Annotated in this window: 15 protein-coding genes and 1 pseudogene; 4 read left to right on the forward strand and 12 right to left on the reverse strand. The window is 68.6% G+C overall.

Annotation, left to right across the window (positions count from 1 at the left end):
• Positions 1–220 precede the first annotated feature (220 nt).
• The 6 genes from Pdca_RS34685 to Pdca_RS34710 all read right to left on the reverse strand — a co-directional run bounded on the left by Pdca_RS34685 (position 221) and on the right by Pdca_RS34710 (position 6,009).
• Entirely contained in the window at positions 221–955 is a 735-nt protein-coding gene (locus Pdca_RS34685) for a GntR family transcriptional regulator (protein WP_208115292.1), read from the reverse strand.
• Between the two features lie 17 nt (positions 956–972).
• Positions 973–2,004: a phosphonate dehydrogenase gene (locus Pdca_RS34690; protein ID WP_165884059.1), complete on the reverse strand. Its 1,032-nt coding sequence runs from the start codon at positions 2,002–2,004 to the stop codon at positions 973–975.
• Positions 2,005–2,030: 26 nt separating this feature from the next.
• A complete protein-coding gene (phnE, locus tag Pdca_RS34695) occupies positions 2,031–2,843 on the reverse strand; it encodes a phosphonate ABC transporter, permease protein PhnE (protein WP_373865558.1) in 813 nt (270 codons plus the stop codon).
• 32 nt (positions 2,844–2,875) lie between these two features.
• Entirely contained in the window at positions 2,876–3,772 is an 897-nt protein-coding gene (gene phnD / locus Pdca_RS34700; RefSeq protein ID WP_085916887.1) for a phosphate/phosphite/phosphonate ABC transporter substrate-binding protein, read from the reverse strand.
• Between the two features lie 81 nt (positions 3,773–3,853).
• A complete protein-coding gene (gene phnC, locus Pdca_RS34705; RefSeq protein WP_085916886.1) occupies positions 3,854–4,651 on the reverse strand; it encodes a phosphonate ABC transporter ATP-binding protein in 798 nt (265 codons plus the stop codon).
• A gap of 149 nt (positions 4,652–4,800) precedes the next feature.
• Positions 4,801–6,009, reverse strand: a complete 1,209-nt coding sequence (locus tag Pdca_RS34710) for an ISAs1 family transposase (protein ID WP_197719823.1) — start codon at positions 6,007–6,009, stop codon at positions 4,801–4,803.
• Positions 6,010–6,192: 183 nt separating this feature from the next.
• Between Pdca_RS34710 and Pdca_RS34715 the strand changes: the two genes are divergently transcribed.
• Positions 6,193–7,455 (forward strand): alpha-D-ribose 1-methylphosphonate 5-triphosphate diphosphatase, encoded by a 1,263-nt coding sequence (locus Pdca_RS34715; RefSeq protein WP_050992891.1) that lies wholly within the window; start codon positions 6,193–6,195, stop codon positions 7,453–7,455.
• Between the two features lie 134 nt (positions 7,456–7,589).
• On the opposite strand, the gene Pdca_RS34720 is transcribed toward Pdca_RS34715, so the two are convergent.
• From Pdca_RS34720 to Pdca_RS34745, 6 genes and pseudogenes are all read right to left on the reverse strand, one after another.
• Entirely contained in the window at positions 7,590–8,753 is a 1,164-nt protein-coding gene (locus tag Pdca_RS34720; protein WP_085916798.1) for an MFS transporter, read from the reverse strand.
• 6 nt (positions 8,754–8,759) lie between these two features.
• Positions 8,760–9,326: pseudogene (locus Pdca_RS34725) on the reverse strand (flavoprotein); the annotation flags it as partial.
• 291 nt (positions 9,327–9,617) lie between these two features.
• Positions 9,618–10,079 (reverse strand): hypothetical protein, encoded by a 462-nt coding sequence (locus Pdca_RS34730; protein WP_085916799.1) that lies wholly within the window; start codon positions 10,077–10,079, stop codon positions 9,618–9,620.
• Positions 10,076–10,843 carry a hypothetical protein gene (locus tag Pdca_RS34735; protein ID WP_085916800.1) on the reverse strand — a complete coding sequence of 256 codons (768 nt, stop codon included), beginning with the start codon at positions 10,841–10,843 and terminating at the stop codon, positions 10,076–10,078. Before Pdca_RS34735 ends, Pdca_RS34730 begins: the two co-directional genes overlap by 4 nt.
• A gap of 92 nt (positions 10,844–10,935) precedes the next feature.
• On the reverse strand, positions 10,936–11,703 hold the full coding sequence (locus Pdca_RS34740) for a hypothetical protein (protein ID WP_085916801.1): 768 nt from the start codon (positions 11,701–11,703) through the stop codon (positions 10,936–10,938).
• The gene (locus Pdca_RS34745; RefSeq protein WP_085916802.1) at positions 11,700–12,827 is read right to left on the reverse strand and encodes a hypothetical protein; all 1,128 of its coding nucleotides are present in this window, start codon (positions 12,825–12,827) and stop codon (positions 11,700–11,702) included. Before Pdca_RS34745 ends, Pdca_RS34740 begins: the two co-directional genes overlap by 4 nt.
• A gap of 486 nt (positions 12,828–13,313) precedes the next feature.
• On the opposite strand from Pdca_RS34745, the gene Pdca_RS34750 reads away from it, so the two are divergent.
• The 3 genes from Pdca_RS34750 (at position 13,314) to Pdca_RS34760 (ending at position 14,473) form a co-directional block, all read left to right on the forward strand.
• A complete protein-coding gene (locus tag Pdca_RS34750; protein ID WP_085916803.1) occupies positions 13,314–13,586 on the forward strand; it encodes a hypothetical protein in 273 nt (90 codons plus the stop codon).
• 12 nt (positions 13,587–13,598) lie between these two features.
• Positions 13,599–13,892: a hypothetical protein gene (locus Pdca_RS34755; protein WP_085916804.1), complete on the forward strand. Its 294-nt coding sequence runs from the start codon at positions 13,599–13,601 to the stop codon at positions 13,890–13,892.
• Positions 13,893–14,032: 140 nt separating this feature from the next.
• Complete coding sequence (locus Pdca_RS34760) at positions 14,033–14,473, forward strand: hypothetical protein (RefSeq protein ID WP_125911733.1); 441 nt, start codon at positions 14,033–14,035, stop codon at positions 14,471–14,473.
• The last annotated feature ends 29 nt before the right edge of the window (positions 14,474–14,502 follow it).

Consider the following 14,502-nt stretch of genomic DNA (forward strand, 5'->3'; position numbering starts at 1 on the left):
GCGGGCACCCTGCTGCTCGCAATCGTGCAAAAGTGCGAGTCAAAGGGAGCCTCGGGCTGCGATCCTGGTACGGGGCATTCGTGTGGAGAAAGCGTAGTCCAGGTTCTGACCCTGCAGCCCTCGGGTTGTCGACTCGACTAACGCCATCTTTGGAGCTGGCCTGCAGGGCGCGCTGACGGTGGGTCAGGGTTCGCCTGCGGAAAGGCCTACGCTGGCGGACTCATGTGTCGAAGTCGATCTCGATGCGGAATACGTCGGCCCTCAGCCACGAAACCGTGAGCTCCACCGGCTGGTGGTCTCGTGCTGCGGCATCTGTCCGTGAGCGGATCGAGATGACCGGCGGTCGGCCGCTCAGCCCGAGGTGCTCGGCGACCTCGGGCGGTGCGGGATCGATGGCCACGCCGAACCATCCGCGAACCGGTCGGAGCCCGTAGTGATCATCCAGGGTCTCGTACAGCGAGGCGAACGGGTCGAGAACCTGGGGCAGGTCCGGCACCAGCTGCGTGTCGAAGAAGGACTCGGCGAAGCCGACCAGCTCGTTGTCGATGTACCGGTCACGCGAGAGCGCCAGCACCTGCCGCCTCGGTCCCATCCTCATTCGCCGGCGCACCTCGGGCGACGGAGTCTCGAGTCGCCATTCTGTGGTCCGGACGTCAGGTGTGAGTCCCGCATTGCGGACGCTCTGGCTCCATGACGGCGGATGGCAGCGGCTGATCGTGTAGTCGACCCGACGGGAGACGTACGTGCCGCTGCCCTGCCGTCGCCGCACCAGGTAGCGCCTCTCCAATTCCGCCAACGCCGCCCGCGCGGTCAGTCGGCTGACACCGAGCTGACCGGCGAGCGCGTCTTCCGACGGAAGCCGGGTACCGACCGGGTGATCTGCGATCTGCTCGGCGAGAGCGTCTGCCGCGGCCAAATACACCGGGACCCGAGGTGAGGGCTGCTTCGACGTCACGTGGTTGATGGAACTGATCATATCGCAGGCGTCGGAACGGGAGATGCGGTGCGCTGGGGACGGTTGACAGCGCCGTCGGGCACCTCGCCGGCAAGCGCCTGCAGGATAGCCTTGGCAGCATGTTCCTCAATCGCGAGCCTCGCGGAGGCCACAGCGGACCCGAGGTGCGGAGTAAAGAGAGTGCGGTCCTGCATCGCCCGGAGCTCCTCTGGCACGTCCCGAGGTCGGTCCGGGCGCGAGAGGTCCTCGAACTCGAACACGTCCGAGGCGAATCCGCCGAGGTGTCCGCGACGTAGCAGCTCAGCCACGGCGACCTCGTCCACTACGGAGCCGCGACCGACGTTGACGAGCAGTGACCCCGGACGCATGGATTCCAGTCGGGGCCGGTCGAGCAGGTGCAGGGTGTTCACATCTAGCGGTGCGCAGACCACTACTGCATCGGTGCGCGCCAGCAGCTCCGACAGCTCCACACGCTCCATCTGCAGATCTTCCTCACCGGACACCGGCGAGGGATCGCAGTAGAGCAGATTCGCCTCGAACCCGCTGAGCAGTCGCGCCACTGCCCGGCCGAGCCTTCCCGCGCCCACGAGGCCGATTGTCGAGCCCACGAGCGTGCTTCCATAGAGCGTCGGTCGCCATCCTGCGAGGCGGGCCCGCACCGCGCGGTCTCCTACCGCGATGTTGCGCGCGAGTCCGATGAGCAGACCGACGGCGAGCTCAGCCGTGGGTTCGGTGAGGAGGTCCTCTACCCGCGTCAGCCAGATCCCGCGCTCGGTGCACGCGTCGGCATCGATGTTGTCGTGGCCCTTGAGAGCGCCGGCGACCACCTGCAGGCGCGGACAGGCGTCGAGGAACTCCGCGGTGATTCGATCCGGCATGAACGCCATGAGGGCGTCCGCGTCCGCTGCCCTTCGTCGCAGCTCCGAGGCGGGCAGGCTGCTGTCGCTCTGGTTCGCGATCACCTCGCAGGTGTCAGTGAGCATCTGAAGGATCAGGGGATGCACCCGGTGGGTGAGGACCACCACCGGGCGGTGGCGGGTCTCCGTCATATGCGCATCCATCGGATGTTTGTCTGTCATTGGAACCTCTTCCGCAACGCTCCGCCGAGGGCGTCGACCAGGGTGACTGTGGCTAGGATGACGAGCAGGATTGCGGCGACCTCGTCGTACTGGAGGGTGCGGAGGGCAGCGATCAGTTCGAAACCGATACCGCCGGCTCCGACGACGCCCACGACCACCGAGGCCCGGAAGTTGAACTCCCAGCGGTAAACGGTCGTGTCAGCCATTTGCGGCAGAACCTGCGGCAGGATGCCGTGCAGGATCACCTGCGCCGGGCCGGCACCAGTCGCGCGGGCGGCCTCGACAGGCGCGTGATCGGCATGCTCGATCGCCTCGGCGAAGAACTTGCCCACCATCCCCGCGGAGTGGATCCCCAGCGCCAGCGCTCCGGGCAGAGCGCCGAAACCGACGGCCGCCACGAAGACGATGGCCAGGATCAGCTCCGGCACGGAGCGCAGCACGTTGAGGATGAGCCGGGCGACCCAGTAGACAGCCGGATGCGGCGCGGTGTTGCGCGCACCGCACAATGCCAGCGGAACGGAGAGCAGCACCGCCAGTGCGGTGGCCGCGATGCTCATCGTCATCGAGTCCCACAGCGGGCCCCACCAGCTGTTGAGGTTGGTGAAGTCCGGGACCCACATCTCGCTCAGCAGGTCGGCGATGTCCGTCAGTCCGGTGATCATGCGGGCGCCGTCGAGCATCCCGACGACCCACGAGCTCACCAGCACGGTGACGAGGACGAGTCCGGTGACAGCGACCGAGCGCCTCCAGCCGGACCGTGCCTTGTCGGAGATCCGCAGGTAGTCCTGCTCTCGCCGCTCGTCCACCAGGCCGACGGTGCTCGCGCTTTCCGTGCTGGTGCTCACTGGTAGTCCTCAAGGTCGATGTCGAGCAGAGGTGCGAGCTCGCGCACCGCGTCATAGTCCGCGTCGGTGACCTCTTCGAACCCGGCGGCGTCGAACGGTTCGAGCACCGCCGGGTCCTCGAGGTCCAGGAACGTTCTCCGCAGCTTCTCCTTCAGGTCTTCGGGGAGGTCTGACTGCATGGTCCACGGATAGTTGGCGTAAGGCTCGGACTCCTGGACCTTGACGACCGTCGTGGGGTCGATGAGTCCCTCTTCGGCCATGCGCTCATAGATGGGCAGGCTCATGCCCCCCGCATCCGCATTGCCGTTCTGGACCGCCAGGGCCACCGCATCGTGAGAGCCGACGTGCTGCTCTTCATATTCGCCGTGGTCAACTCGCAGGTCCGCGCCTTCGGCGAGCATGGCCTTGGGGATCAGATGGCTCGACGTGCTCGCCTGGTCGCCCCACGCGACAGTCTTGCCGGCGACATCGTCGAGGGATTCGATTCCGGACTCGCTGTTGGCGATGAAGACCGACTGGTAGGTGGGGTCCTCGCCCTCGACTTCCTGCAGTGCGGCGAAGGGTTCAATGTCGGCCTTCTCCTGCGCGAGGACGTATGACAGCGGGCCGAAGTAGCCGAGTTCGAGGCGGCCGCGGGCCATCGCCTCGATCATCGAGGAGTAGTCGGTCGTCACCACGAGCTCGACCTCCAGCCCCAGCTGCTCCTCGAGGTGACTCTTGAGTGGTTCATTGTTCTTGATGATCTCCGAGGCATTCTCATCGGGAAGCAGCGCAACCCGAAGGGTTTCGGGGGCGGCGCTTGCCTCGGAGGCGGCAGTGCAGCCGGAGAGGAGAAGGGCAGAAGCCGTCAGGGCTGCTGTTGCGGCTGCGGTGAGGCGGGGGCGTCCAAGCACGGTGATTCACTCCTGTTTCAGTTGATCGAGGGCGATCGGGTGGGTCGATTTTCAGGTGACGGGTGGGTGCGGAGACTGGGGTCAGGGAGGCTCGATCACGAGTCGGTCGTCGACGGGAAGGGAGGCATCCTGAGCCTGCGGCTCGTCGCGTGCGTCTTCGTAGATCACGCGGAGGTCATCGTCGTCGACTTCGTCTGCGGGACCGTCGTAAACGATCCGGCCATGGGCGAGGCCGACGATGCGGTCGGCGTGCTCGAGCGCGAGGTCGACCTGATGAAGGCTGGCGACGAGAGTGATGCCGCTCTCCTGGCAGACGCGGCGCAGCAGCTCCATGACGCGACGTGCGGTAGCGGGATCGAGGCTGGCCACGGGTTCATCGGCAAGGATCAGATCCGGTTGCTGGGCGAGTGCGCGGGCGATCCCCACACGCTGCTGCATGCCGCCGCTGAGGTTGTCGACTCGGGTGAGGGCCTTGTCCAGCAGTCCGACACGGTCGAGCGCCTCCAGGGCGATGCGCTCGTCGGCGCGGCCGAACGGCAGGAGGCTGCGCCAGAAGCTGTAATATCCGACCCGGCCGAGCAGCACATTCCGCAGCGCTGTGTAACGCGGGATGAGCTGGTGGTGCTGGAACACCATCCCGGTGCGCCGGCGATGCCGTCGAAGGTCGCCGCGCGTTTCGAGCGACGGCACGCCGTCCGCTCGCACGCCTCCCGTGCTCGGCTTCACGAGCAAATTCATGCACCGCAGCAGCGTGGACTTGCCAGCTCCCGACGGGCCGAGGAGCACGGTCACTCTCCCGGCCTCGATCGAGAGGTCCGTGGGTCCCAAAGCCTGCACGCCGCCCTTATAGGTCTTACTGACGTCGACGAGTTCGATCATGTCAAGTCCTCTATATGACTCCTGGTTGCCTCCGCAAAGGTATAGAGGATTTGCGAACTCCAAGGGGGGTGCTGGACAACGGTGTGTGAATCAAGGACGAACAGGGCATTCTTGTGGGCAGCCGTTCATGAGGCAGGGGGTCGGCAAAGTCAGATGATCTTGAGGAGCTGGAGGGGCCGCAGTGCGTCGCGGCTGTGATGTCGTAGTGCGGCGGCGATGTTGGTGGCGCCGGCCAGACGGTGCAGGCTGATCGCCAGGTTCCGTAGCGCAGCCATGACCTGCGGTGCGGCACCGGTGCGCACGGTGGAGAGATCTTCAGCGAAGGTCACGTCGCGGACCCAGTGCAGCCCGTTCTCGATCTGCCAGTGTCCGCGGATCCAGCCGGTGAGCTCCTCGGGACGGGCCTGGTGCGGACCGAGGTCGGTGATCGCATAGACGGTCTCGGTGCGCCAGCGTGCCCTCCGGCCTGATCGGGTGTTGGCCGGGCGGGTCTTGCGGATGAGCTGCACGGCTTGACGGGCGTGCGGGAACTCGATCCCGGCCGCGATGGTGACGACCCTGAGCGTGCGGATCTCCCGGCGTCCGTGCGCGGTCTCGACGCTGCGGTGGTCGGGCTCGACGCCGCGCCACGGGAGCCCGGCGAGCTGGCGGCGTAGCCGGGGCTGGTTGCCCTTGACCGTGAGCACCCAGTGCGCTCCACGGCCGGCGAGGTACTCGACGTGCTCGCGCTGGGTGTGCAGCGCGTCCGCGGTGATCACCACCCCGGCCAGGTCCAGGCCGTGCAGGGTGTCGAGCAGCGGGGCGAACGCGGTGATCTCGCTGCCCTTGCCCGCGACTGCGTTCGCCTGGCGCTGACCGAGCACGACCCGGGTCTGCTGGTCGATCACCGCGAACAGATGACGAGCCGGACCGGCGGGGCCTCGTGAGCCGCGCACGGTCTTGCCGTCCACCGCCAGCACCCGGCGCCGCCCGACCGGCTCGGTCGCCGCGCACAGGCGCTGCACGAACGCGCCGATCGCGGCGTCGAACCGGTCGGCGTCAACCTGGCCCAGGATCCGGCGAATCGTCGACTCCGACGGGCATCGGACGTCGGTCCCGAGCACGGCAGCCACCTCGACCGGCAGGTCGGCGACCCACTCGGCAACCGCGACGAACGAGCGCGCCCCGGCCGCGACCGCGCACACCGCGGCCGTGAGCACCACGACCAGCCCATGTCGAACCCCCCGACGCCGGCGCGGGTCAACCACCCCGGCCAGGGCATCGGTCAGTCTCGGAGCCAGCGCGACCGGATCGGGTAGCTCCACCCCGCCCACCTGATCGGCGACGGCAGCGATCGACAATGATGCAGGCGCGGGCACGGCTCTCTTCCGATGATCAAGGCTGGCGTGAGAACCGCCATGATCACCACCAGGGTCGTGCCCGCACCCCTACCTCGACCGCGTGTCGTCGCAGCTCAGCACCCACTCACCGCGACTTTGCCGACCCCCTGGTTCATGAGGCGTCCACATGAGGGTCAAGACCGGATGGAAGGCTGTCTGGCCATGACATCCTTCACCTCGGACCGCCCAGTCTCCGATCTCGTGATCGGCCACGCCACAGCAGTGCTGCCCAACGGGGTGATCGACGACGCCCGGGTGGTCGTCCGCAGCGGTCGAATCGCTCACGTCGGGCCGCATCCACGCGGCACTGCCTGTGACCTGGATGCTCGCGGCGCACACGTGCTGCCCGGGCTCGTCGACGTCCACAGCGATGTGCTGTCGCGAGATATCCGTCCACGGCCCGGTGTCGTTCTCGATCCCTCCTTCGCGGTTGCGTCTGCGGGTGCCCGGCTTCGTGCGGCAGGCATCACTACCGCGTTCCACGGCCTGGCCTTCCAGGAACGGTCGATCGTGGGAAGACCGATCGATTCTCCCGCAGCGTCCGAACTCTCGGGAGCACTCCGTCGCACTGACGACACTCAAGTCGATCATCAGGTTCTGCACCGGCTCGATGTGCGCTGCGAATACGGACTTGCGCTGCTCACGAAGGAGTTGGAGTCATCGGAATCGGCACCTCAGGACGAGATGTGTGCACTGCATCCACAGGGGCCGAACGATGGTGATTCGTGTCTTCCGGGTGGACGAGTGCCCGTCGTGTCGCACGAAGACCACACGCCGGGGCAGGGACAGTTCGCCGACCCAGCGAAAATGCAGAAGTGGCTGGTTGACAGCGATCGAATGAGTGACGACGACGCTGCTGATCATGTGGAATGGTGGCGCAGCAGTCGTGACGAGCGCCTTGCTGTGCGTGACCGTACTCTGTCGTGGTTGGAGGGCTTGGTCCGGGCAGGTTCCATTCGACTTTTCGCCCACGACCTCGCGACACCGGAGGAGGTGTCGGCGGCTGCCGACCGTGGCTGTAGTGTGGCGGAGTTCCCGACAACAGTCGCGGCTGCCCGTGCGGCCCGGGATCACGGGATGCTCATCGTCGCGGGGGCACCGAACATCGTCCGGGGAAGATCTCACACCGGCAACGTACCGGCATCCGAGCTCGCATCTGCGGGCCTGATCGACGCGTTGGCTAGCGACTACATCCCCACATCGATGCTTCCGGGCGCACTGCGACTAGTGCGTGATGGAATTGCAACGCTTCCCCAGGCGGTGCGGCTCGTGACTTCCGGTGCAGCCGCCTGTGTGGGTCTTGACGACCGTGGCTCTCTGACCGAAGGACATCGAGCCGACCTGATCCTCGCCGACCTCACCAAGAGGTGGCCCTCCACTCTCTCCCTCACAAGAGGAGTTCTTATTGGTGGGCGACCAAGATGAGAGGATCAGCTGATCTCTGAGGTGGAGCAAGCTCACCCGCAGGGAAAGAGTGGGGGAGGTGTCAGTTTCAGAAGTCGCCTGCACGAATGTCAGAGGTCCTCTTCACACGCCTCGTGATCGGGCGGGAGCAGCGCTCATGTTCGGCATGTGAGGACAGCTGCACCGGTGAGAAGAAGGGCCATGACTGCAGCCATCATCGGGTAGCCGTTCAGCAGACCGGCGACAGCTGGGCCAGCCACTGGCGCGAAGGCTCCGACGAATGTCATCGGTGCGGTGAAGACACCGTTGATCGTCCCGAAGTTCTGCGTCCCCCACCGATCCGACACCGCTGTCGCCTGGAGAAGCGTGTGGCATCCGCGCACTGCGCCTGCCAGCACCGCGACGGCGATCAGCAGCCAGACCGGTCCTGGTAGCAGTGCCAGTGCCCAGAGCCCGGCCGCACCGGCGCCGAAGATTACGCCCGTTCGCGTCTTCGCACTGGTCACTCGCGCGAACTGCGGATATCCGACCCGTCCGACGACCTGACCCGCACCGATGAGCCCCAGTGCCAGTGCGGCGGTGCCGTAAGACATGCCGCGTTCCAGGAACATCGGAATGATGTTGATGGTGACTGCGAAGAGGGTGAAGGTCGCGATCGCCATCGTGATCTGCAGGGTGATGAACTGCCGCGACCTCGTCACCGTGCGGATCGCAGCGGTCGGATTCCCCTCCGGGCGCGATGCGAGAGTGGCGGTCCACCGGCCGTTGAGGAAGAGCGCGTGCAGAGGCACCGTGGTCACGGCCAGGATGCCAGCTATCAGCAGATAGCTGACTCGCCAGCCGAACTGGTCGACGAGATACGCGACCAGCGGCGCGAACACCGTCGAGGCCAGCCCGCCGACCAGCGTCAGCGTCGTCAGCGGGCCGACCCGGCGCGTTCCGTACCAGCGGGTGATGACCGCGAAGGCCGGCGGATAGAGTACTGCGGCCTGGGCGAAGCCGGCCACGACCCACGCGAGGAAAAACATCAGCAGATTCGGCGACCATGCGACCAGCAGCATCGCGCCGACTCCGACGACGGAGCCCGTCGTCATGACAGCGCGTGGGCTGTGACTGTCCAGGAGTCGACCCACCCGGATCCCCGCCAGGGCGGACACGATCAGCCCCGCAGACAGTGCTGCGGTGATGACGGTATGGCTCCAGCCGGTCTCTTGCGAGATCGGAGCGACGGCCACCGGGAGGGAGTAGTAAAGCAGTCCCCAGCTGACGATCTGTGCAGCACACAGTGCGGGGAGACCGCCGCGAGGACGATCGGTCATGACAGGTCAGCAGCAGGTGGGTGATGTCGGCGCGGGTGTCCCGGCCGTCACCAGCTGGGGCTCTGTCGGAGCGTCACAGGATGCACTGAGGTCGGCGCTGCACACGCCTGTCTCGGGAAGGTCGAGGTGCACAGCGTCTGCAGCCTCGCGGTCGCCTGCCAGTGCCGCTGCGATGGAGCGAACCTGTTCATATCCGGTGGCCATGAGGAAAGTCGGTGCCCGGCCGTAGCTCTTCATCCCCACGATGTAGAAGCCCGGTTCGGGGTGGGACAGGGCCTTCTCACCGTGCGGTTCGACGCTGCCGCAGGAATGGAACTCCGGGTCAATGAGAGGTCCCAGCTGTCGGGGGGCATCGACGGCGGGATCCAGTTCGAGGCGCAGCTCGCTCAGGATCGATAGGTCAGGACGGAAGCCGGTAGCGGGCACGAGCACGTCCACGGTCAAGTCGTCGGATCCGGTAGCGCCTGTCGCCAGGACACGGAGCCGGTCATTGGCGACGTCGAATCCTGAGATCATGAAGGAGGTGTGATAGTTCTGCGGTGGATTGTGGATGAGGGTGCGGGTTCTGCTGCCTGGCGGTCGCGTGGTCGTGACCGTGCGGGCAGACCGGCTGGTGGGTGTGTGGGCACTGGTGTGCCGGCACCGCATCCACCGCGGTGGCGGCCGCGACCTCGGCCAGAGCCCTGGTCAGGGCGGGCAGCAGCCGAGGATGCACCCTGAGCTGCACCCGCGCATACAGCGGCCAGCGCCCACCGCCGAGCCGCACTGCCTGTTCGGCCGGGCCGGTGACCTCGTGCCCGAGCCGGACGTCGCTGATCCGGACCTGCTCGACCGCGCCCCGGTAGGGGTGCTCGGTGGACAGGGTCAGCGCGGGCAGATGCGGCGAGCCGGAGCGCTCGACGGTGCCGGGCAGCGCAGCGAGGTGCTGCTCGGCCTCGTCGAGGACAGCGCTCTCGGCCGCGGCGAGGGCGTCGGCGGCGGCCCGCCGCGTGCGGCGGGCCGCACGGCCCGGTAGGCCCGCAGCAGTCGCCGGGACACATCAGCGGCGATGTGCTCGGCCGGGCGGGCCGGGGACACCGTGATCGTCGCGCCCAGCTCGGGCATCGGCACGTCGCGGGCGTCGTCGGGGTCGCCGCAGCCCACGATCACCCGCCCGGCCTGCGGACCGTAGCCGCGCATGTGCAGCTCCAGTCGGTCCCCGCCCGCGCTGACCAGCCCCACCCGCCCCTGGGGCTCGGTGACCCGCCAGGTCTGCTCGTCGAGGGTGCTCAGCGCGGCCGCGAGGCGCGCGCCGATCTCACCGACGCTGCACTCGGGGCGGTTCACGTGTTCACCGCCCCGGCCGCCGGGGACAGCAGGCCGCTGCGGCGCAGGTCGGCGGCCATCTCGGCGGCCAGGTCGTCGACGGTGAGCACGCCGAGCTGGTGGTCGAGTATCCGGTCCCGGGCCGGTTCGAGGGCCTGGTCCAGAGCCTGGGCGAGGTAGGCCGCGATCATCGGCACCGCCGGGTCCTCACCATCGGGTGCCGGGCCGGGGTCGACGTGGGCGGCGAGCTCGTCGAGCGGGGCGTGCCCGTCGTCGTCGAGCTCGACGTCGGTCAGCCCGATCGCGGCGAACGCCTCGTCGAGATGATCGACCAGGTCACCGCCGCAGACGCCGCCGGCGTCGGCTTCGCGCAGCTGGGTCCAGGCCACGAACAGCCCCAGGATCCACCGATCCGCCGGCACCTGCGTGCTCATCGCCCACGGGCTGTGCCCGCCAGCGGGGGCCAGCGCGAGCAGGGTGTCGTACTGGCGGGGGCTGGCCGGCGCCGTGGCGGAGCTCTGGTGGCGCCCCAGCACAGGCAGCAGCCCCTCGGGGGCGGTGGTGTCGGTGCACCCGGCCTCGGTCAGCTCGCCGTGCCGGTTCCACGCGCTGTAGGCCCAGCCGATGCGCTGTCGGTCCTGCTCGTGCGGGGCGAACCACACCTGCCCGCCCAGCCGGGTGGTGAACAAGAACGAGGCCTCCCCCGGCGCGGGGGGCTGGGTGATCCGGTCCGGGTCGAGGCCGCGGACGGAGAAGATGCGGCGAATGTCAGCCAGGGTCGTCATCGACAGGGGTCCAATCTCTGCAAGCGATGCGAGGAGACAGCGGCGCCCCGAGCCCGGTGGTCCGGGCTCGAGGCACCGCACTACGTGCGACGTCAGGTCGCGGCTGGAGCCGGCTGGGGCGCGGGGCGGTAGAGCTGCGCGACGTGTGTGGCGTGCCCGGCGCGCTGCCATGGCGGCCCGGAGATCGCGGTGGGCATGAGCTGCCATCCGGCCTGGGCCAGCGCGGCCGCCGCGGTGCGGGCGGCCGGTTCGCTGATGTGTCCGAGCGCCGGCCCGGGTGGGGCGTGCACGATCTGTGTCCCTGCGACCGGATCGTCGATGTAGATCAGCCCACTCGGGCGGTCCCACTCGGCCTCGACCGGCGCACAGACCGGCACGAACCCGGCGGCCGGTGGCCCGGCCGCAAGCTCGCGGTGGCGAGCGACGATCCGGTTCTGCCAGGTCAGCCCGGTGACGGCGGCGAGGGCGGACGGGTCGGCCTGCAGGACCTCGGGGCCGGGGAGTGCGGCGGCCGGGACGTAGATCTCGCCGGAGCTGTCGCACTCGCCGGTCCACACGCCCAGGTCCGGGGCATACAGCGCCGCGGCACCGAGACAGCCCTCGTGTGGGTCGTCCCAGGCCAGCCAGGTCGCGCCCGGCGCGACGGCGCGCAGCACCGCCGGCAGGTGCTCGTCGGCCACCGCCCCGTATCCACCCTGGGTGCTGGTGTAGGTGGCGCCGAGATAGATCCCGGCCCGCGCCGCGGGCGGGTCGTCGTCGACACACGCCAGCTTGAGCTCGTCGAACACCACGCTCAGCGGGGTCGCCTCGCCGGCCGGGAGGTCGACCACGGTCACCGCGAACTCCACGACGGCGCTCACGCCGCCACCACCGGCGCCGGGGTGTGGTCCTCGGGTTGCGGGTCGCGTGTGCCGTCGAACGGCGCGATCGGGGCGAGCTCGTCGACGATGTCACGCGCCACCCGCAGGACGGTGGCCGCGGCGGCCCGCACGATGTCGATGTCGCCGTCGGCCCAGCCCATCACGTAGGCGTCGGTGTAGGGCTCGGAGTCCAGACCGAACGCGGCGCACACGATGTGGGCCACCGACTCGGCCTCGGTCTCGGCGCGGCCGCGGTGCTGTACCGGCGCCACGAAGCTGACCTGGTCGAGGTGCCCGCACCGGATGTGGGCGAGCTCGTGGATGGCGGTCTTGATCCGCTGGGCGTGGCTGACGTCGTTGCGCACCCGCACCAGCCGGGTCCCCGCACCGGCCACGGTCACCCCGTTGGCCGTGCCCAGGTAGTCGCTGCCGGGTTCGGCGAGGGCGTAGTCGTAGCCCTCGGCGCGGATCATGGCGACCACGTCGTCGTAGATCCCGGTCGGGTCGTCACCATCGAGCAGGACCGCCTGCTTGCCGCCGTGCAGCTTCACCTGGCGCCGCACCTGCACGGTGGGGACCTCGTAGTTGTCGGCCCACGGCACGATCGGCGCGGTCTGGGACAGCTCGAAGGTCCGCTCGAACTTCCAACCCACGACCACCACCGGCAGCCGGTTCTGCGCGTCGCGCACGATCTTGCGACCAGTGCGCTGCTCGTAGTCGGTGACCTCGTCCTCGCGCAGCCGCCGCTTGACCGGCGCCCAGATCTTGAACCCGGTCTCGCCGGCCATCACGGTGCGCTTGTGCTTGCGCCAGCCCGAGCTTCCGTCGTGGGCGCCGAAGGCCATGAACATCCGCGGCTCGATGCCACGCTCGGCAGCCTGGGTCATGAGCAGGATCTGGTTGCCCAGCGAGTAGCGCGCGCCCCACTCGGCGACGGTCTCGAGGAACTCCAGCCACTCGACCGGGTCGGCGGCCAGGCGCTCGAGGCGGGCCATCATGTCCTCGTGCGCGGCCGCCATCGCCTCACGACGTGCCTGCAGCTGCTCCTCGGTCGGCGCCGGCCGCGCGCGCTTCCGGGTCTTCGCCGCCGCGCGGGTGCGAGTGCGGGTGGTGGTCTGTCCCATGAGGGGCTCCGATCAGACGAATCAACCGCTCCCACCGGCCCCTGGGGAAGCAGGGCCGGTGGGAGCCCCACCGCGGTCGCGGTGGGACGTGACTCGCCCGCAGACCGGCGGGCGGCGCGGCGGGGCCGCGCGCTCACCCGACCGGCGTGACACCACCCCGCCCGCCCGAGGCGAGCAGACGTCGTGAAGCCGGTGGTGTCACCCGCGTCGGGTGCGGCAGGCGCGGCATCGTCGGGAAAGCCGCCCGACGGGCTGCAGAGTCACCACGGCCCACCCCGCCCGGCGCGCGGGGCCTGCACCGGTCTGCCTGGCATCTCAGGCGACCAGCCCACGACCGGGGCAGGGCTTTGTAGTGTGCTCTGGACGTAGCCGCCTCCGAGGTCCGGCTTGTGAGCCGGGCGCCTCAGCAACGACGTCGATTGACCATCGCGCTTCCGCAGCGGCCCCGCTATGCTGGAATGCAATGCGTTGCAATACGCTACGTGTGTGGCATGGCGGGAGATCCGATGGACCGAGGACAGCGAAACCCACATCGCTCGGCATGACGTCACACCAGACGAGGTTGAGCAGGTCGTCAACACCCGGCCCCGCCTGGTCGAACCCGGGCCCGGCGATATCGAAGAGGTCTACGGCCGCACCGACGCCGGCCGCTACCTCGTGGTGATCCTCAGCGAAGCCGAAGACGGCCGCGACTTCGTCGTCACCGCCCGCGACCTGACCGACAGCGAACGCCGGTCCTTCCTCCGGCGCACCACCTAGGAGGTCCCCGCCATGAAGCCCGACGAGCTCGAACGGCTCCGCCAGCACTATGACCACACCGACCTCAGCGGCAGCATCGACCGCGCCCGGCTCGACACCGATGTCGACCCGAATCCCATGGTCACCACCTCGTTGCGGCTGCCCAAGGACGTTCTGGACTGGGTGCGCGAGCAGGCCGATGCCCAGCACGCCAAGCCCACCGCGCTGATCCGGCAGTGGATCGAGGAACGCCGCAGCCAGACCCGTGATCTCGAAGCCCGTCTGTCCCGCCTTGAGCAGGCCGTGTTCGACCAAGCCGCGCACTGAGGGCGGCGCCGGTGGTTGGGAGACTGACGCGTACGGAGGGGGGGTCGCGACCGCTTCTGGCCTCATCCGCCGATCGAGTTCCATTCTTCGGGCTGGCCGGCTGGGACGGGCCGATCTGGGTCGAGTTCTTCGAGGGGCCGGTGGGCAAGCCGGTCGAGACACTGTGGCTCGGGCATCGGGTCCCTGATGGTCGGGCGCATCTGTCGGTGGGCTCGTGTGGGGTGCCGCTGTCCGGACCGGCTTCCGGGGAGGATCTTGCCTTTGGTGCGCTTTTCTCGTTGTCGGAGCGGATGCGTCCTGATCGCACCGCGGTCACGTTCCCGGCGGGGTTCAACACCGTCCAGCTCGATCACGTCCAGGCCACGGCCGAGCAGTGGCGAGCGTGGCCGCGCACGTCGTGCCAGGTCGATGGCGACACGCATACGTTGGCGTACTGGCGCTACGCGTGGGGGTGGGCCGGGTTCCTGGTCGCTGCCGGGGGCCGGCGGCATGAAGCTCGTCGAGTGGCGTCCACCAAGGTGGTGTGCGACCCGGTCCTGGTCAGGGCCGTGGCGTCGAGGTGTGGGGCGGCCACCGCGTGATCTTCTGGAGACCTTCCACAGTGCTTCAG

The sequence above is a fragment of the Pseudonocardia autotrophica genome (genome assembly GCF_003945385.1).
Classification (GTDB): Bacteria; Actinomycetota; Actinomycetes; order Mycobacteriales; family Pseudonocardiaceae; genus Pseudonocardia; species Pseudonocardia autotrophica.